Annotated in this window: 18 protein-coding genes; 6 read left to right on the forward strand and 12 right to left on the reverse strand. The window is 70.6% G+C overall.

The window, feature by feature from the left end:
* Nucleotides 1-101: 101 nt before the first annotated feature.
* The 3 genes from AB0I53_RS00895 to AB0I53_RS00905 all read right to left on the reverse strand — a co-directional run bounded on the left by AB0I53_RS00895 (nt 102) and on the right by AB0I53_RS00905 (nt 1,750).
* A complete protein-coding gene (locus AB0I53_RS00895) occupies nt 102-749 on the reverse strand; it encodes a GPP34 family phosphoprotein (protein ID WP_358594348.1) in 648 nt (215 codons plus the stop codon).
* A 69-nt stretch (nt 750-818) separates the two neighbouring features.
* Nucleotides 819-1,025, reverse strand: a complete 207-nt coding sequence (locus AB0I53_RS00900; protein WP_358594351.1) for a helix-turn-helix domain-containing protein — start codon at nt 1,023-1,025, stop codon at nt 819-821.
* A 65-nt stretch (nt 1,026-1,090) separates the two neighbouring features.
* On the reverse strand, nt 1,091-1,750 hold the full coding sequence (locus AB0I53_RS00905; RefSeq protein WP_358594354.1) for a GPP34 family phosphoprotein: 660 nt from the start codon (nt 1,748-1,750) through the stop codon (nt 1,091-1,093).
* Between the two features lie 353 nt (nt 1,751-2,103).
* Between AB0I53_RS00905 and pdhA the strand changes: the two genes are divergently transcribed.
* The 3 genes from pdhA to AB0I53_RS00920 all read left to right on the forward strand — a co-directional run bounded on the left by pdhA (nt 2,104) and on the right by AB0I53_RS00920 (nt 5,935).
* The gene (gene pdhA / locus AB0I53_RS00910) at nt 2,104-3,321 is read left to right on the forward strand and encodes a pyruvate dehydrogenase (acetyl-transferring) E1 component subunit alpha (protein WP_358594357.1); all 1,218 of its coding nucleotides are present in this window, start codon (nt 2,104-2,106) and stop codon (nt 3,319-3,321) included.
* Nucleotides 3,321-4,337, forward strand: a complete 1,017-nt coding sequence (locus tag AB0I53_RS00915; protein ID WP_358594360.1) for an alpha-ketoacid dehydrogenase subunit beta — start codon at nt 3,321-3,323, stop codon at nt 4,335-4,337. The genes pdhA and AB0I53_RS00915 overlap by 1 nt, the downstream gene beginning before the upstream one ends.
* Before the next feature lie 260 nt (nt 4,338-4,597).
* A complete protein-coding gene (locus AB0I53_RS00920; protein ID WP_358594363.1) occupies nt 4,598-5,935 on the forward strand; it encodes a dihydrolipoamide acetyltransferase family protein in 1,338 nt (445 codons plus the stop codon).
* Between the two features lie 51 nt (nt 5,936-5,986).
* Here AB0I53_RS00920 and AB0I53_RS00925 read toward each other — a convergent pair whose 3' ends face one another.
* The 5 genes from AB0I53_RS00925 to AB0I53_RS00945 form a co-directional block, all read right to left on the reverse strand.
* Entirely contained in the window at nt 5,987-6,457 is a 471-nt protein-coding gene (locus AB0I53_RS00925) for a pyridoxamine 5'-phosphate oxidase family protein (RefSeq protein WP_358594366.1), read from the reverse strand.
* 108 nt (nt 6,458-6,565) lie between these two features.
* The gene (locus AB0I53_RS00930; RefSeq protein ID WP_358594369.1) at nt 6,566-6,805 is read right to left on the reverse strand and encodes a hypothetical protein; all 240 of its coding nucleotides are present in this window, start codon (nt 6,803-6,805) and stop codon (nt 6,566-6,568) included.
* Between the two features lie 383 nt (nt 6,806-7,188).
* Nucleotides 7,189-7,758 carry a hypothetical protein gene (locus tag AB0I53_RS00935; protein ID WP_358594372.1) on the reverse strand — a complete coding sequence of 190 codons (570 nt, stop codon included), beginning with the start codon at nt 7,756-7,758 and terminating at the stop codon, nt 7,189-7,191.
* 85 nt (nt 7,759-7,843) lie between these two features.
* Nucleotides 7,844-9,052 carry an acyl-CoA dehydrogenase family protein gene (locus tag AB0I53_RS00940; RefSeq protein WP_358594375.1) on the reverse strand — a complete coding sequence of 403 codons (1,209 nt, stop codon included), beginning with the start codon at nt 9,050-9,052 and terminating at the stop codon, nt 7,844-7,846.
* A 150-nt stretch (nt 9,053-9,202) separates the two neighbouring features.
* On the reverse strand, nt 9,203-9,748 hold the full coding sequence (locus AB0I53_RS00945) for an SCP2 sterol-binding domain-containing protein (protein ID WP_358594377.1): 546 nt from the start codon (nt 9,746-9,748) through the stop codon (nt 9,203-9,205).
* 121 nt (nt 9,749-9,869) lie between these two features.
* On the opposite strand from AB0I53_RS00945, the gene AB0I53_RS00950 reads away from it, so the two are divergent.
* Nucleotides 9,870-10,523 carry a TetR/AcrR family transcriptional regulator gene (locus AB0I53_RS00950; protein WP_358594380.1) on the forward strand — a complete coding sequence of 218 codons (654 nt, stop codon included), beginning with the start codon at nt 9,870-9,872 and terminating at the stop codon, nt 10,521-10,523.
* Nucleotides 10,524-10,600: 77 nt separating this feature from the next.
* On the opposite strand, the gene AB0I53_RS00955 is transcribed toward AB0I53_RS00950, so the two are convergent.
* Nucleotides 10,601-11,449, reverse strand: a complete 849-nt coding sequence (locus AB0I53_RS00955; RefSeq protein ID WP_358594383.1) for a MaoC/PaaZ C-terminal domain-containing protein — start codon at nt 11,447-11,449, stop codon at nt 10,601-10,603.
* Nucleotides 11,450-11,523: 74 nt separating this feature from the next.
* Nucleotides 11,524-12,861 (reverse strand): 3-oxoacyl-ACP reductase, encoded by a 1,338-nt coding sequence (locus tag AB0I53_RS00960; RefSeq protein ID WP_358594386.1) that lies wholly within the window; start codon nt 12,859-12,861, stop codon nt 11,524-11,526.
* A gap of 105 nt (nt 12,862-12,966) precedes the next feature.
* On the opposite strand from AB0I53_RS00960, the gene AB0I53_RS00965 reads away from it, so the two are divergent.
* Entirely contained in the window at nt 12,967-14,244 is a 1,278-nt protein-coding gene (locus tag AB0I53_RS00965) for an acetyl-CoA C-acetyltransferase (protein ID WP_358594389.1), read from the forward strand.
* A 352-nt stretch (nt 14,245-14,596) separates the two neighbouring features.
* Here AB0I53_RS00965 and AB0I53_RS00970 read toward each other — a convergent pair whose 3' ends face one another.
* Nucleotides 14,597-15,910, reverse strand: coding sequence for a CoA transferase (locus AB0I53_RS00970; protein ID WP_358594391.1), 1,314 nt, complete (start codon nt 15,908-15,910; stop codon nt 14,597-14,599).
* A gap of 195 nt (nt 15,911-16,105) precedes the next feature.
* On the opposite strand from AB0I53_RS00970, the gene AB0I53_RS00975 reads away from it, so the two are divergent.
* A complete protein-coding gene (locus AB0I53_RS00975) occupies nt 16,106-17,296 on the forward strand; it encodes an ATP-binding protein (protein ID WP_358594394.1) in 1,191 nt (396 codons plus the stop codon).
* On the opposite strand, the gene AB0I53_RS00980 is transcribed toward AB0I53_RS00975, so the two are convergent.
* A complete protein-coding gene (locus AB0I53_RS00980) occupies nt 17,283-17,702 on the reverse strand; it encodes a hypothetical protein (protein ID WP_358594396.1) in 420 nt (139 codons plus the stop codon). The two genes, AB0I53_RS00975 and AB0I53_RS00980, sit on opposite strands and share 14 nt — an antisense overlap.
* Between the last annotated feature and the right edge of the window lie 456 nt (nt 17,703-18,158).

Below are 18,158 nucleotides of genomic sequence, written 5' to 3' on the forward strand. Positions count from 1 at the left end.
CCGGCGAGCGGCGCTCCGGCGGCAACGGGGCCGTGAGTCTTTTGGGTCGCTATCGCAGCCCAAAAAACTCACGGCCCCGTGACCAGCCGAAACACGCCCTGTCAGCTGCCGCCGGCCGTCGAGGCGGTGGTGGCCGCGATGGCTCCGGCGGTGATCGCCGCGGTGGCCGCCGCGACCGCGGCTTCCACGGCCTTGCCGAGCTGCTGGCCCTTGCTGATCTCCTTCAGCCGCTTGCGCTCCGCTCGCTCCAGCCCGAGCGACCGGACCAGGTTGGTCGCGTGCACCATCGCCGCGAGCAGCGCCCGCCGGTTGTCGAGCTCGACCTCGTCGCGGGCGACCGCGCGCAGTTCCGCGATCAGCGCCTGCCGCGTCCCGGGGTCGGGGAAGTACTTGTCGTACGGGATGAACAGCACCGACTTCTCCTCGCGGCGCATCAGGCCCCGCTCGGCGAGGGCGGCGCAGTGCACCTTGCGCGCGCTCTTGCGGTGCTGGATGAAACTCTGCGCGGCCACCGGCTTGTTCGCCGGCCCTGCCTTCTTCACCAGGTACGCCGTGCAGTCGTCGAGCCAGCCGATGCCGCTCGGGCTCGCGTCGAGCACCTGGATCTTCTTCCGGACGAAGTCGATCCGGTGCTGCAGCACGAGCTCGCCGAGTTCCGCCGCGCCGGCGTAGTCGGACATCGAGTAGTACGAGCCGTTGTCCTTCTGGAGCAGCAGCGCGAACTCTTCGGGCAGGGTCAGCGTGGTCATGCCGCCCAGTTTCCCAGCGGACCGCGGCCGACGCGGCCGAATCGAGCCACGCCGGCACGAATGGCCGGGCTAGACGCGACCCACCGCCGCGAGGAAGCGCATCGCCAGCGGTTCGGCGGGCACGATCTCCTCGGCCTCGAAGCTGGTGACCTCGGCCTCCGGCACCCCGGCCGCCTCGGCGAGCCTGGCGGGCGTCCAGCCCTGCTCCTGGCGGGTCACGCGCACCAGTCGCACCAGGTCCTCGGTGTCGTGCGGGTGCTCAGCGGGTTCGGCCATGCGAAACGCTCCCTGCGTCCGGTCGGTTCCCACCATAGCCAGCGACCGGGCAGCGGCGGCGGGGCTCAGCCGCCGGCCGCCACGATGATCGCCGGGACCGCCGTGATGGCCGCCAGCGCCGCCGCGACCGCCGCGCCGACGGCGTCGCCCAGGTCCTCGGTCTCGGCGATCGACTTCAGCCGGTTCCGCTGCGCGCGGTCGAAGTCGAGCAGGTACACCAGGCCGCTGCGGTAGACCAGCGCGCTGAGCAGCGCCAACCGCTCGTCGACCGGCCGCTCTCCGGTGGCCAGCTCGTGCAGCTCGGCCAGCAGGGCCCCGCGAGCCCCGCGATCCGGGTAGTAGCGGTCGTCCGGCAGTACGCCCAGGAACTTCCGCCGCTCGCGGCGAAGCAGCCCGTGCTCGACCAGCACCTGCCGATGTGTCGCGAACGTGCCGGTGCGGCCCGCCAGCCACCAGCTCAGATCGATCGGCCGGTTCGCCTGGCCCGCTCGTTGCTGGAACTCCGCGAACAGCCGGTCCATCCACGGCAGCCCGCTCGAACCGGAGTCGACCAGGCGAACCGCCGTGCCCGTCAGCTCGACGCGGCCCCGTAGGGCCAGCTCGCCGATCTCGGCCGCGGCGGTCGCCGTGTTCGGGTTCGCGCTGACGAAGTACGAGCCGTTGTCCTTGTGCAGCAGCAGGACGAATTCGTCGGGCAGCGCGAGCGGGTTGGGGAACTCGGCCACGGGTCTAGTTTGTCGCATTTTTCCCGCCGGAGACACCGGCTTCGCAATATCGGTACCGCGATGGTCCACAAGGCGTTAGTCGGACCTCCATTACTTCGATGACCTGCGGTTATGTCCTTTTCGGCGGCGAACTACGGTGATCACGCGGGAGGACGCCGACCGGGCCGCGGTCGCGCCGAATCCCTGTGGCAGGGCTCACGAAAAGGGCCGGTTTCGTGCCAGGATGACGGGGAGCGATCCAACTGCTCCGACCGGAACGCCGGGCGATCCACCAGATCACCTGCGGTTCGGCCGGGGCTGTCGGACCACACCGCCAAAAGCGGGTGGCCCGGCGCGACACGAGGAGATCACGCATGTCCCCCGAGCAATGGACGCGACCCGAGACCGAAGGCACCACCGGCCCCCCTGCCGCTATCGCAGCGAAACCCACACGGGAGCAGGTGATCGCCGGTTTGCGCGCCACGAGCGAAGGTGGAGCTGACCTGGTTCAGCTTCTCACCCCAGAAGGTCAGCGGGTCGAACACCCGGACTTCGACATCGACGTCTCCGACGCGCAGCTGCGCGACCTGTACCGGGACATGGTGCTGGTCCGCCGCGCCGACCGGGAGGGCAACGCCCTGCAGCGGCAGGGCCAACTGGGCATCTGGGTGCCACTGCTCGGCCAGGAAGCCGCCCAGATCGGGGCAGGCCGGGCGCTGCAGCCGCAGGACATGGCCTTCCCCAGCTACCGCGAGCACGGCGTCGCCTGGTGCCGCGGCATCGATCCGACCGACCTGCTGGGCATCTTCCGCGGCACCGACCACGGCAGCTGGGATCCGGTCAGCACCCGGTTCCACCTGTACACGATCGTCATCGGCAACCAGTGCCTGAACGCCACCGGCTACGCGATGGGCCAGCGCTTCGACGGCAAGGTCGGCGACCCGAACGGCGAGGCCACCATGGTCTTCTTCGGTGACGGCGCCACCAGCCAGGGCGACGTGCACGAGGCGATGGTGTGGTCGGCCGTCTACGACTCGCCGGTGGTCTTCTTCTGCCAGAACAACCAGTGGGCGATCTCCGAGCCGCTGGAGCGCCAGACCCGCGTGCCGCTCTACCGGCGCGCCAGCGGGTACGGCTTCCCCGGCATCCGGGTGGACGGCAACGATGTGCTGGCCAGCCTCGCGGTCAGCAAGTGGGCGCTGGAGGAGTGCCGCCAGGGCAACGGCCCGGTGCTGATCGAGGCGTTCACCTACCGGATGGACGCGCACACCACCTCCGACGACCCGACCCGCTACCGGCTGGCCGACGAGCACGAGGCCTGGAAGCTCAAGGACCCGATCGAACGGCTGCGGGTGCACCTGGTCCGCGAGCAGATCGCCGACCAGGGCTTCTTCGACGGCGTCGACGCCGAGGCCGACGAGCTCGCCGCCCGGCTGCGTGACTTCTGCTTCAACATGCCCGAACCACCACCGGAGCGGATGTTCTCCGAGGTTTACGCCGAGGAAACCCCGCAGCTGGCCGCCCAGCGCGAGGATTACCTGCGGTACCTGGCCGGATTCGCCGACGAGGCGATGGTAGGAGGTGTGCGCTGATGGCCGCGCCCGCATTGGAACGCCCGACCGCCACGGCAGGCACCCAGACCGTCACGATCGCCAAGGCGCTGAACATGGGCCTGCGCGCGTCGCTGGAACGCGACCCGAAGGTCCTGGTGATGGGTGAGGACGTCGGCAAGCTCGGCGGCGTCTTCCGGATCACCGACGGCCTGCAGAAGGACTTCGGCGAGCACCGCGTGCTGGACACCCCGCTGGCCGAGTCCGGCATCATCGGCACCGCCATCGGGCTGGCCATCCGCGGCTACCGGCCGGTGTGCGAGATCCAGTTCGACGGGTTCATCTTCCCCGGCTTCGACCAGATCGTCTCCCAGCTGGCCAAGCTGCACTTCCGCAGCCAGGGCAAGCTGAAGATGCCGGTCGTGGTGCGGGTGCCCTTCGGCGGCGGCATCGGCGCCGTCGAGCACCACTCGGAGTCGCCGGAATCGCTGTTCGCGCACGTCAGCGGCCTGAAGGTGGTTTCCTGCTCGAACCCGGTGGACGCCTACTGGATGCTGCAGCAGGCCATCGAGTGCGACGACCCGGTGCTGTTCTTCGAGCCGAAGCGCCGCTACTACGAGAAGGCCGAGCTCGACCCGAGCACGCCGCCGATCCCGCTGTTCAGCTCGCGCGTGGCACGCGCCGGTTCGGCGGTGACCGTGGCGGCGTACGGGCCGATGGTGCGCACCTGCCTCGACGCGGCGACCGCGGCCGCCGAGGACGGGCTGGAGCTGGAGGTCATCGACCTGCGCACGCTGTCGCCGCTGGACCTGGACCCGGTGTTCGAGTCGGTGCGCCGCACCGGCCGGCTGGTGCTGGTCAGCGAGGCTCCGTCGGAGGCCTCCGTCACCTCGGAGATCGCGACGCGGGTGCAGCAGGAGTGCTTCTACTCGCTGGAGGCGCCGGTGCTGCGCGCGACGGGCTTCGACACGCCATACCCGCCGAGCAAGCTGGAGGAGGGCTACCTGCCCGACCTCGACAGGGTGTTGGACGCAGTCGACCGCTCGTTGGCGTACTAACAGGCCCGTCTCCGAACTCGTTCTGCGGAGCGGTGCGGGTGGCGGCCCCCTGCGGGAATTACCGTCGCCTTCTCGCTGTGGGATCCCCGACATCATGAATGCCAACCACGTCGGGGACTGGCCTCGCCGAGAGCCCCTTCGGGCGGGCACAGCCTGAGAACCCGCGGCGGTGCGAGTCGCGCGGGTGGGCCAAGCGGCTTCGCCGCTTCAAAGACAAAATCAAGACCGAGTTCGCCAAGAGGCTCTGAGGGAGTCGTTCGATGGCACTTAAGCACTTCCCGCTGCCCGACGTCGGCGAGGGACTGACCGAAGCGGAGATCCTCGGCTGGCGCGTCCAGCCCGGTGACGCCGTCACCGTCAACCAGGTGATCGTCGAGATTGAGACGGCCAAGGCGTCCGTCGAGCTGCCGTGCCCGTGGGCCGGAACGGTCCGCGAGCTGCTCGCCGAGCCGGGGCAGACCGTCGAGGTCGGGTCGCCGATCATCGCGATCGACCTCGAAGGCTCGGCAGGCGAAGCCGCCCCCGCCGAGGGATCCGGCAAGATCGGCGAGGAATCCAACGGCCGCATCGCCACGCTGGTCGGCTACGGCCCGCGGACGGCGAGCGCGAAGCGCCGCCCGCGCAAGGGCCGGGAACCCGTGGCCGCGCAGGTCGTGCAGGCTCCGGTACCCGAACCTGTCGCCCAGGTTTCGGTGCCCGAACCGGTCGCGGTGGCGCCCGCCGTCGCGCAGCAGGGCGGCTACGTGCCGTTGGCGAAGCCGCCGGTGCGCAAGCTGGCCAAGGATCTCGGCGTGGACCTGACCGCGCTGAGCGGATCCGGGTCCGGCGGCGTGATCACCCGCGAGGACGTGCAGTCCGCAGCGGGTGCCCCGCCGGCTGTGCCGGCCGCCGAACCCGGCGCGCGGGAGCGGCGGGTGCCGATCAAGGGCGTCCGCAAGGCGACCGCGCAGGCGATGGTGGACAGCGCGTTCACCGCCCCGCACGTCACCGAGTTCCTCACCATCGACGTCACGCCGATGATGGAGCTGCGGGAACGCCTGAAGTCGCATCCGGAGTTCCGCGGCGTCAAGATCACGCCGCTGGCGTTCGCGGCGAAGGCCGTGTGCCTCGCGGCCCGCCGGACCCCGGACGTCAACGCCACCTGGGACGGGCCGGCCGGCGAGATCGTCTACAAGGACTACGTGCACCTGGGCATCGCGGCGGCCACGCCGCGCGGCCTGGTGGTGCCCAAGGTCCGCGACGCCGACCAGATGTCCCTGAAGGAACTGGCGGAGGCGCTGGAGCGGCTCGCCACGACCGCGCGGGAGGGCAAGACGACCCCGGCGGAGATGGTGGGCGGCACGATCACGATCACCAACGTCGGCGTGTTCGGCGTCGACACCGGGACGCCGATCCTCAACCCGGGCGAGTCGGCGATCCTCGCGCTCGGCGCGATCCGCGACATGCCGTGGGTGGTGGACGGCCAGGTGGTGCCCCGGAAGGTCTGCCAGCTGGCGCTGAGCTTCGACCACCGGGTGGTCGACGGTCAGCAGGGCTCCCAGTTCCTCGCGGACGTCGGAGCGCTCCTGGCCGACCCGAGCATGGCCATCACCTACTGATCCGCACCGAGGAGGCGCCTTTCACCGGCAGCACCGGTGGAAGGCGCCTTTTCACGCGCGCTTGAAGGTGCGGATGCCTTCGGCCGGCGTCCAGTGCCGGATGACCAGGTGGGTCTGGTCGTCGGAGAGGCCGGTGGTGGTCACTTCGGTGAGGTCCAGGCGGAAGAGGTGCGAGTCCTCGCTCGGCGGCTTGGCCTCCTCGATCCAGGCCCGCAGCTCGTCGCCGGTGACCTCGACCGCCCGGCCGGCGATCTTCACGTCCGGGACCGCCATCGAACCGTCGCCGGGGTTGGTGTGCAGCGCGAACCGCGGATCCCGGCGCAGGTCCAGGGCCTTCTTGGCGCCGGGCATCGAGCCCAGCTCGAGGTCCGGGCCGCGCCAGGCGACCTCCGTGCCGCTGACCCGCGGCGAACCGTCCCGGCGCAGCGTGGCCAGCACGTGGTGCTTGGCCGCCTCCAGCCGCGCCCGCACGGTCTTCGCCAGTTCGGGCGCTTGTTCAACGAATTCCTGCCACGACGTCATGCGCGTCATCGTGGCAGTCGGCACCGACAGCGCGCCGGATGCGGCGAACGGCCTGTTCACCTCGTTGGATGAGGCGAACAGGCCGTTCGCGCCAAAACCGGAATCGGGTCAGTCGCCCTTGCGGCGCCGCCCGCCGCGCCGGGATCCGCCGCCCGCCGATGCCGATGCCGCCACCGGCTCGGCCGCCTCCGCGGACTCGGCCGCCGACGACTTCTGCTCGTCGTACTCGCGAAGGAAGTCGAACGAGTGCTTGTCGAAGTCGTGGATGTCGATCTCGGGCAGCTCGCCGAGCTCGTTGTTCAGTTCCCGGAAGATCGGTGTCTCCAGGTCAGGGGTGGTCTTCTTCACCGCTTCGCCCTCCCGTTCACTCTCGAAGCTGTGGCCGGGCCGCCGCGAGCGACGTCGTCGCTCACCGCGTCCCGTTCCGAGCCCTCCCCGCGGAGCTCGCCCGGCGCGGCCGGGCACCGCAAGGTGTCCGGCCCACGTCGGTGTGACGCGCGCCGAGGCGGATGATGACTCCACCGCCGACGGCATTCATCCGTTTGGACCAAACCCATGGTGCACTTGCCGCGTGGCGCCGATGCACGGGCCCACGAAATGGTGCACCGCCTCGGTACAACCCGCGCACACTTTGTGCAATTCCGCACCGTGGCGAGCGCCACTCCACGAATCCGGGCAAACCATGGCCAAGCGTGCCTAACGGACGGCCTGGCGAGAGTGAATTCGGGGCGCTAGCGGAGCTGGCCGAGGATCTGGCTGTGGGTGCCCCACAGCACCTGGAGGTTCTGCTTCTCCATGTTCTCGAACGCGTCGGCCCCGCCCATGAACAGCGGAATCTTGTTCCCGACGCACTCGTCGAAGGCCAGCGGGAGCTGCCCCGGGTATTCCGCCGCCCAGTCGCCGAGGAGCCTCTCGCCGAGATCCTTTATGTCGATGAGCACGTTGTCGTGGAACCTGGAGAAGACGATGGGGAACGGGCTCACCTCGCCGGAGTTCGGGTTGAGCAGCAGGACGTGCGGGTCGTCGGGCGTTCCGGACTCGGTGTCGATGGCCCACTGCTGGCCGAGCCAGTCGAAGCCGAAGCAGGCCACCCGCCCGGCCAGCTCTGGGAACGCGTCCACGACGTACCCGTCGATCTCCGCCGCGCTCGCCGGGGTGTGCACCCGGTACAGCCCGTTGTCGAACGTGCTGCCGCCGAGCTGCGAGAACAGCGGTTTGAGGACGGGGTGAACGGAGTCGGAGACCTCCTGCCCGCCGCTGGAGGCGGTGAGCCGGTACGCGTCGAGGAACTGTTCGAACATCCCGCGATGCTGTCACCGCCGAACGGTCGGCGGTGCGGCTTTCGAAGATCGGGCCGCCGCGGAAGCCCGCGACGGCCCGCCCAGGTCAGGCGATGTGCTTGCCGGAGATGGCCCTGGCCACGACCAGCTGCTGGATCTGCTCGGTGCCTTCGAAGATGTCGTAGATCTTGGCGTCGCGGTGCATCCGCTCCACCGGGAACTCCCGGGTGTAACCGTTGCCGCCGAGGATCTGGATCGCCCGCTCCGTCGCCCAGGTCGCCACCCGGCCGGCCTTGAGCTTCGACATCGAGCCCTCGCCCGCGGTGAACCCGCCGTTGCGGCCCAGCCACGCCGCACGCCACACCAGCAGCCGCGCGGCGTCGATCTCCATCCGCATGTCGGCCAGCGTGAACGCGATCGACTGGTTCTCGATGATGGGCCGCCCGAAGGTCTCCCGCTGCTGCGCGTACTCCAGGGCCGTCTCGTAGGCCGCCCGCGCGATGCCGATGGCCTGCGCGCCGACGGTCGGGCGGGACAGTTCGAACGTCTTCATCGCCGCCTGCGCGCTGGCCTTGCCGCCCTCGCGGGCGCGGGCCAGCCGCTCGTCCAGCTTCTCCTTGCCGCCCAGCAGGCAGTTGCCGGGCACCCGCACGTCGTCCAGGAACACGTCGGCGGTGTGCGAGGCGCGCAGGCCGTGCTTGCGGATCTTGCTCGGCGATTCCAGGCCCTCGGTGCCCGACGGCACCACGAATGCGGCCTGGCCGCGGGAGCCCAGCTCCGGGTCGACGACCGCCTGCACGACGTGCACGTTCGCGATCCCGCCGTTGGTGGCCCACGCCTTCTGGCCGTTGAGCACCCATTCGTCGGTTGCCTCGTCGTAGACCGCGCGGGTGCGCATCGCCGAGACGTCGGAGCCGGCGCCGGGCTCCGACGAGCAGAACGCCGCGACCTTCGGGTCGTCCGCGTCGCCGTAGCACTGCGGCACCCACTCGGCGAGCTGGTCGGGGGTGCCCGCGGCGAAGATCCCGGCGACCGCGAGGGTGGTGCCGAAGATCGCCATGCCGATGCCGCCGTCGCCCCAGAACAGCTCCTCGTTGGCGATCGGCAGCGACAGGCCGGTGTCGTCGGCCCAGAACGTGGCCAGCGATTCGAAACCGTAGAGCCCGACCTTGGCGGCCTCCTGGATGATCGGCCAGGGGGTTTCCTCGCGCTCGTCCCACTCGCGCGCGGCGGGCCGGATGGTCTGCTCGGCGAAGCCGTGCACCCAGTCGCGCAGCTCCTGCTGCTCCTCGCTCAGTTCCAGGGAGAAAGTCATCGCTGTCCTGTCGGTGTGTTCGGCCGCAGCCGATCCGGCTGCTCAGCGCCTGCTCTTGAACTTGGTTGTGGTTCTATGTTTTGAAGCGGCGCAGCCGCTCAGCCCGCCCTCGCAACCGGCACCGCCAAGCAAGACGAGCCGTGCACCGGTTCAGGCCTTGGGGATCTGGAAGAGTTTCGTCAGGCCGGCGGCGAAGCCGAGGTCGCCGGCGACCTTGAGCTTGCCCTTCATGAACAGCATGGGCGCCGAGGCGTTGCCGGAGGCCAGCTTCAGGAATTCCGCCGGGGGCGTCGTGATCGTCACCCGGGGCTCGTGCTGCGGGTCCTTGCTGACGGTGCACTTGCCGTCGGCCAGCACGCATTCGTAGCGCAGCAGGTCGTCGTCGGTGCCGATCCGCCACCGCACCACGGCCTCGGCCGCGCCGGCCTTGTAGTGCTCGCCCATCCGCCGGAACACCTCGTCGAGGATGCGTTCGCGCAGCTCGGGGCGTTCCATCACGGCTTCGATCTGGGCGTCGGAGGCGCGCGAGATCAGCCGCGCGAACTGTTCCGGCCGCAGTGCGCTCAGGTCCACCGGGGCGCCGCTGTCGGCGATCTCGGAGGCGGCTTCGAGCAGCGCGACGAACTCTTCCTTGCCGACCTTCTTGGGGTCGACCTCGCCCAGAGCCGCGATCGGGTCGGTCTCGGGTTGGGGCATCGGTGCCACCTCCATTACCTACTCGTGAGTAAGACTACGTTCGAGTAGGTTCGAAGGCAAGCGGGCGCGGCGGATCGGACCTGATCTAGCCTGACCGGAAAAGACCAGCGTAAGAGGTGAGATGGTCGATCGTCAGGACAACGGCCGACCCCGGTCGCGGCGCCTGCCGCGGGAGGTTCGCGAGCGGCAGATCCTGGACGCCGCGGTCGAGGTGTTCGCCACGCACGGCTTCCACGGCGCGTCGATGGACGAGATCTCCGAGGTCGCGGGCATCTCCAAGCCGATGCTCTACGCCTACCTCGGCGCCAAGGACGAGCTGTTCGTCGCCTGCATCCGGCGCGAGGCCGCCCGGCTGATCGAGGCGATCAGCACGGCCGTCGAAGCCGGGTTGCGCCCGGACGAGCAGCTGTGGCGCGGCCTGCAGGTGTTCTTCGAGTACGTGCACCGCAACCAGGCCGGCTGGACGGTGCTCCACCGGCAGGCGAACCTGCAGGGCGAGCCGTTCGTGACGGAGCTGGTGGAGTGGCGGGAGCGGGCGACCAGCCTGATCGCCGCGCTGCTGGCGCAGGCGACCGCGGGATCGGCGCAGCCGATGCAGGCGGAGCAGACCGAGCCGTTCGCGGTGGCCCTGGTCGGGGCCGGCGAGTCGCTGGTGGAGTGGTGGTTCCAGCATCCCGAGCACGCCGCCGACGGGATGGCGATGCGCCTGATGAACATGGTCTGGATGGGCTTCGGCGATCTCGTCGAAGGCCGCTCCTGGAACCCGGATTCCTGACCGGGCAACCGTTTTCGCCTGCCCGGGCTCGTGCGCACTTTGGATCGCCATAGCACTCCAAAGTGCTCACGAGGCTTTCACCGGCGCACGGAGCCGAGCAGGTGGGGCTTGCCGGAGCGGGCGTGCAGGGCGAAGTCCCAGCCGGTGTCCTGCCCGCTCATCGTGAAGTCCACCGTGGATGGCAGCAGCAGCGGCTTGCGGAACTCGACGTCGACCGAGTACGCATCCGGCAGCCGTTCCGCGAACGCCGCCAGGCAGCGGGCCTTCGACCACATGCCGTGCGCGATCGCCCGCCGGAACCCGAAAGCCTTGGCCGCCAAGGGATGCAGGTGGATCGGGTTGCGGTCCCCGGAAACCGCCGCGTACCGCCGCCCGGTGTCGCCCGGCACCCGCCAGGTCGCCGTCGGCTCCCCGGTCACGCCCGGCAGCCGCGCCTCGCCGCGCTCCGCCTGCTCCGCCTGCTCGGGCGCGCCGCCGCGCCGCAGGTAGGTGCTGACCTCCCGCCACACCAGCTCGCCGCCCGCGCTGGTCTCGGTGATGACGTCGAACTGCCGCCCCTTCGGGTGCGGGCGCAGGTCGGCCACCCGGACCCGCTGCGTCAGCACGTCGGTGACCAGCAGCGGGCGCTCCTGGCGGATCGTGTTGGCCACGTGCACCAGCCCGACCAGCGGGAACGGGAACCCCGGATCGGTCATCAGCCGCACCGACAGCGGGAAGGACAGCACGTGCGGATAGGTGATCGGGAGCTCGTCGCGCAGCCCGAACCCGCACACCCGGTTGTACTCGGCGAGCAGGTCGCGGTCGATCTCGATGTCGCGCCGCAGGTACTCGGTGTCCGGCAGGCCGTCGCCGCGCCGCGTCGGCCCGGTCGCGACCGCCTTGAGGTACAGCGCGGAAAGCTTCGGGGCAGTGCTCAGTTCCGGCATCGCGGGTTTCCGTTCCGTCGAGGGGGTCGTGAGCGCTGAAACCGGTTCTTACCGGCATTCGCACTCACGACTGATCAGGCGCCGAGGAGGCTCTGGCCGCAGACCCGGACCACGTTGCCGTTCACCCCGGCCGACGCCGGGCTGGCGAACCAGGCGATGGTCTCCGCGACGTCCACCGGCAGGCCGCCCTGGGACATGCTGTTCATCCGGCGTCCCGCCTCGCGCACGAACAGCGGGACGGCCGCGGTCATCTTGGTCTCGATGAAGCCCGGCGCGACCGCGTTGATGGTGGCCCCGCGGCTCGCCGCGATCCCGGCGGTGGCCTGCACGTGCCCGATCACGCCGGCCTTGGACGCCGCGTAGTTGCCCTGCCCGACGTTGCCCGCGATGCCGCTGATCGAGGCGACGCCGATGATCCGCCCGCCGGGCCGCAGCGGGGAGCCGTCGGCGAGCAGGAGTTCGTTGATCCGTTCCTGCGCGGTCAGGTTCACCGCGAGCACGGCGTCCCACTGCTGCGACGTCATCCGGCCGATCGTCTTGTCCCGGGTGATGCCGGCGTTGTGCACCACGATGTCGAGGCCGCCGTGGCGCTGCGCGAAGTGCTCCGCGATCCGGTTGGGCGCGTCGTCGGCGGTGATGTCCAGCTGCAGCGTCGAGCCGCCGATGCGGTTGGCGACCTTGGCCAGATCGCCGCCCTGCGCGGGAACGTCCAGGCACACCACGTGCGCGCCGTCGCGCGCGAGGGTCTCCGCGATGGCTTCGCCGATGCCCCGCGACGCGCCGGTGACCAGGGCGATCTTGTCGCGCAGCGGGCTTTCCCGGTCGACGTCCGGCGCCTCCGCCGGGCCGACCCGGATCACCTGCCCGGAGACGTACGCGGACTTCGACGAGAGCAGGAACCGCAGCGTCGAGTCGAGTGCGTTCTCGGCTCCTTCGGCGACGTAGACCAGCTGTGCGGTCGCGCCGCGCTTGAGCTCCTTGCCCGCCGTGCGGACGAAGCCTTCGAGCGCGCGCTGCGCGGTCTGCGCGCGCGGGTCCTGCTGGTCTTCGGGCGGAGCGCCGAGCACGATCACCCGGCCGCAGCGGTCGGTCTGGCGGATCGTCGGGCCGAAGAACTCGTGCAGTTCGCGCAGCTGTGCGCTGCTTTCGATGCCGGTCGCGTCGAAGATCAGCGCCGAGTAGCGTTCGCCTTCGGCCGGCGTCTGGTGGACCTGGGTGTGAACGTCCTCGAGGGTGGCCGCGATCGCGTCGCCGAGCCGTCCGCCGGGCGCGGCGCCGACCAGCACCGGGCCGCTGACCACGGGATCGCCGGGACGGTAGCGGCGCAACGGCGTCGGCGCGGGCAGGCCGAGCCGCTTGACGACCTGTCGCCCGATCGGGGACAGGGTGAACTGCTGGTACCGGTCGGCCATTTGGACACTCCCGCGGGTCTGGAGCGCGAAGTTCGCTCGACGTCTAACCTACCCACGGGTAGGTTAGGTTGCCAGACAGCATCGCATCAACTAGGGAGTCAGGCCATGGCCACCGTTCGGCGAGTAGCGATCATCGGCGGCAACCGGATTCCGTTCGCCCGGTCCGGTGGCCCCTACGCCCGCGCCTCCAACCAGGACATGCTCACCGCGGCCCTGGACGGGCTGATCGCGCGGTTCGGGTTGCAGGGCGAGCGGCTCGGCGAGTTCGTCGCCGGGGCGGTGCTGAAGCACAGCCGCGACTTCAACCTGGCGCGCGAGACCGTGCTGGGCTCCCGGCTCGACCCGCGCACGCCCGCCCACGACGTGCAGATGGCCTGCGCGACCGGGCTGGAGAGCGTGGTGTCGGTGGCGAACAAGATCGCCCTCGGCCAGCTCGACGTCGGCATCGCAGGCGGCGTCGACTCGGCGAGCGACGCGCCGATCGCGGTCAACGAGGACCTGCGCCGCGTCCTGCTGCGGGCCAACCACGCCAAGTCCGCGGCCGGCCGGCTGAAGGCGCTGACCGGCGTCCGGCCGCAGCACGTCGTGCCGGAGATCCCGCGCAACGCCGAGCCCCGCACCGGGCTGTCGATGGGCGAGCACGCCGCGAAGACCGCGCTGGCCTGGGAGATCGACCGCGAAGCGCAGGACGAGCTGGCCGCGCGCAGCCACCAGCGGCTCGCCGCCGCCTACGACCGCGGCTTCTTCGACGACCTGATCACGTCGTTCCAGGGCCAGGCCCGCGACCAGAACCTGCGACCGGACAGCTCGGTGGAGAAGCTCGCCAAGCTCAAGCCGGCGTTCGGCCGCGGCGAGGGCGCGACCATGACGGCGGGCAACTCGACGCCGCTGTCCGACGGCGCGTCCACCGTGCTGCTGGCCAGCGAGGAGTGGGCCGAGCAGCGGCGGCTGCCGGTGCTGGCCTACCTCGGCGAGGTGGTGTCCGGCGCGGTCGACCACGTCAGCGGCGACGAAGGCCTGCTGATGGCCCCGGCCTACGCGGTGCCGAAGCTGCTCGACCGGGCGGGCCTGGGGCTGGGCGACTTCGACTTCTACGAGGTGCACGAGGCGTTCGCCTCGCAGGTGCTGGCGACCCTGAAGGCCTGGCAGGACCCGGAGTTCTGCAAGGACCGGCTCGGCCGGGCCGAGCCGCTGGGCGAGATCGACCCGGCGAAGCTCAACGTCAACGGCTCGTCCCTGGCGGCGGGCCACCCCTTCGCGGCGACGGGCGGCCGGATCGTCGCGACCCTGGCGAAGCTCCTCGCGGAGAAGGGCTCGGGCAGGGGCCTGATCTCCGTCTGCGCGGCGGGCGGCCAGGGCATGACGGCCATCCTCGAACGCTGACCCGAGCACCGAGGGCGCCAGCCCAAGGGAATTCCGCCGTGGCTGCTCAGGACCCGTGAGCACTTTGTGCTGCTATAGAGGCTGTTTGGGATGTGGTGACGTGCGGATGTGGTAACGCGGGCGTTTTGTATTTGAAGCGGCGCAGCCGCTTAGCCCACCCACGCAACCGGCACCGCCGCGGGTTCTCAGAGGTCTTCTCGCGAGGACAGCCCCGATGCCGCGTATTGGTCATACATAAGTCGGGGATCCCACAGCCGAGAAGACCTCTGAGGTTCCGCCACCCACACCGCCACGCAGGACGAGTTTGGAAACAGGTGCTATAGCGACACAAAGTACTCACGGGTCCTGCTCTTCACCGCGGATCCCAGTGGGGCTCGTCGGTGCCGTAGGTGTGGATGAAGGGCCAGGTCAGGGGCTTTCCGTCGATCCGGCCGGGCGGGGCCACGGCGGTGATCCGGCCGGCCGGGGAGTCGAGTTCGGTCAGCCAGGGTTCGGCATTCGCCGGGACCGGCGGGCGTTCCGCGCGGGGTTGGCCGAGCAGCCAGTGCGCGGTTCGGGCCAGGGAGAGTTCGCGCAGCCAGGTGCCGCCGAACTCCGACTGCCGCCGCAGGCCGTCGAGCACCGCCGCCGCGCAGAGGTATCCGGTGCCGTGGTCGAGCAGCTGGCAGGGCAGCGCTCCCGGTTCGTCCGATGTGGAATCGACGGTGGCGATTCCGGAGGCGGCCTGCACGATGCTGTCGAAGCCTCGCCGCTCGCCCCACGGCCCATCGGTTCCCCAAGCCGACAGCGAAACCACCACCAGGCCCGGGTGCCGTTCGGCGAGTTCCTCGGCCCCGAGCCCGAATCGCCGGAGCGCGCCCGGCCGGTAGCCGTGCACGAGCACATCAGCTTCGGCGAGCAATTCGTGAAGCCGCGCAAGGCCTTCCGGCGTACCGGCGTCGAGCACGGCGGTGCGCTTGCCCAGCAGCGTGTCGTAACTGCCGGGCCGTTCCGGGCGGTGCGGCGGGTCGATGCGCAGCACGTCCGCGCCGAGCGCCGCGAGGAAGCGGGTGCACACCGGCCCGGCGATCACCCGCGTCAGGTCGAGCACCCGGAGCCGGTCGCCCCGGCTCCGCGGCGCGGCGTCGCCGACCCGGTGCGTCCCGACGAGCGGCTGCGCCGCGACGGCCCGCCCCGGCGGCTCCGCCAGCCATTCCTGCGGAGTGCGCACGGCGGCGGCGATCCCACCGGCCGCGACCACGCGTGATTCCACCTCGCGCGCCGGGATTTCCCCGATCGACGACGCCACGGCCGCGACGTCGTCGAGCGTGCCGAGCGCGCGCACCAGCGCTTCTCGGTGCCAGGGGTAGTTGCCGTGCGTGCGGACCCAGCCGTCCGCGGCCTGCCAGAACCGCGACATCGGCGCGAAACCGGCCAGCGGCGGCTCGCCGTCGAGCCGGAGGTGGGCCTCGCTGCGCATCGCGGCGGCGACGTGCCCGGTGGCGACCTCGACGGGCTGCCGGGTCGCCGCGAGCAGCGCCGCGCCGACGCAGGCGATCGCGGTGTTCTCCACCGGCAGCCGCGATTCGAGGTGTCCGAGGTCGCCCACCACGGCCAGTTCGGCCGGATCGCGATCGACACCGACCGCTCCCAGCGCTTCGATCAGCGGCCTTCGCCAGAACTCCATGGCCAGATCCTCGGCGCTCGAAGCGGCCGCCGCAGCAGACCGGGCCGAAGATCACAGGCCCCGGATTCCCGAGTATCGCGAGGTCTAGCGATTTCCCTAGACAGGTGAATACCGGTCGAGTCGGCGGGAACACACCCATCGCGGTTTCTCGCCGAATATCGAATCAGCGCTAGACGACTGGATACAGTCCGAGGAATGGACCCGGTCCGCAATCCCTTCGCACCCGGCGCCGGACAGCGGCCGCCCGAACTGGCCGGTCGGGATCGCGAGGTCGACGCCTTCGAGGTCGTGCTCGAACGCGTCGCGCGCGGTCGCCCGGAACGCAGCCTCGTGCTCACCGGGCTGCGCGGCGTCGGCAAGACGGTGCTGCTCGGCGAGCTGCGCTCGATGGCGGTCAAGCGCGGCTGGGGCGCGGGCAAGGTGGAGGCCCGCCCGGAGGCCGGGCTGCGGCGCCCGCTGTCCGCCGCGCTGCACCGCGCGATCCGCGATCTCGCGGTCCGGCACCGCGCCCCGGATCGCGTCGAGGAAGTGCTCGCCGTCCTGAAGGCGTTCGCGCTGAAGGCGAATCCGGACGGCGCGAAGCTGCGGGAGCGCTGGCAGCCGGGCATCGACGTGCCCGCCGCCCAGGGCCGGGCCGACTCCGGGGACATCGAGATCGACCTGGTCGAGCTGTTCACCGAGGTCGCCGAGCTGGCCGCGGACGTCGGCACCGGCATCGCGCTGCTGATCGACGAGATGCAGGACGTGCAGACCGCGGACGTCTCGGCGCTGTGCGCCGCCTGCCACGAGCTGTCCCAGTCCGGCGCGCCGCTGGTGGTCGTCGGCGCGGGGCTGCCGCACCTGCCCGCCGTGCTGTCGGCGAGCAAGTCCTACTCCGAGCGGCTGTTCCGCTACGTGCGGATCGACCGGCTGGCCCGCTCGGACGCCGACCGCGCCGTCGTCGCGCCCATCGAGCGCGAGGACGCCGAGATCACCCCGGCCGCCCTGGACGCCCTGTTCACGGTCTCCGGCGGCTACCCGTACTTCGTGCAGTCCTACGGCAAGGCGGCCTGGGACGCGGCGGTGCGCGCGGAGATCAGCGACGAGGACGTGCGGCTGGCGGCGCCGGAGGCGGAGACCGAGCTCGCGGTCGGGTTCTTCGGTTCCCGCTACGAGCGGGCCACGCCCGCCGAGCGCGAGTACCTGCGGGCGATGGCGGAACTCGTCGAGGGCCGCGACGAGTCGGCGCCGACGGCGTCCATCGCGGAGTACCTGGAGCGCCGCCCGTCCTCGCTGTCCCCGGCGCGCGACAGCCTGATCAAGAAGGGCCTCGTGTATTCGGGCGAGCGTGGCCTGATCGCGTTCACCGTCCCGCACTTCGGCCGCTACCTGCTCACGCAGGAATAGCCCGGAAGAACCGGTTGGCGCTCGGCCGGAACATCGCCACCAGCGCGCCGACCACGGCGATCACGTGCAGCGCGCGCACCAGGAGGAATGCGACCTGCCAGGCATCGGCGGGCGCCGCGATCCCGTCGCCGGTCAGCGCCGAGACGAGCGGCGGCCCGACCATGCTCAGCATCCCGATCCCGCCGAGCAGCACGGTCAGCACGATGCGCACCCAGTTCTGGCCGCTGCGGAGCCTGAGCGCCAGGGCGGCGAGCGCGGCGTAGATGAGCATCCGGACCGCGGCCTGCAGCAGCACCGGGCCGGCGGGTGCCTGGACGACGTGGAGCAGCGTTTCGACCGCGCCGGCACCTACGGCGATCAGCCAGAGCAAGATCGAGTTCCGCACGGCGGCGGGTTGTTCGCGCATTGGTCGGCCTTCCCGAGAAGTGATCATCTCGGAGTGTGCTGCGCGGATCACCGCAGCTCATCGGGCTTTCTCCTGGAGATGTCCCCTAGTGGGCCGACCGGCCGCTACGGCCTTCTAGGGCTATCTAGATCAGTTGCTAGATGGCCGTATAAAGACCGATTGCATCGCTGGCTCGGGTCGGATTTCGGGTGACCTGGGACACATGTCGACATGTGTGTAACGGGAAGCCGTCGGGCGTCGATATGCAGGATGACCCCGCGGTGCTGTCGGACCCCCGACCTGGCAGCATCGCGGGGCATTCCAATTCCGGCACACTGTCGGTATCGGGCATCTCGCCCACCCCACCACCTGAAACCAGCCGAACCCGGCGTTATTCCCGGGACCATCGGTGAACCGTCGACGCGCGAAGGGAGTCGCGAATGGAAGCCGTCATCGTCCTGGTCGGCACCCTCGTCC

The sequence above is a fragment of the Saccharopolyspora sp. NPDC050389 genome, assembly GCF_040655595.1.
In the GTDB taxonomy this organism is placed as follows: Bacteria; Actinomycetota; Actinomycetes; order Mycobacteriales; family Pseudonocardiaceae; genus Saccharopolyspora.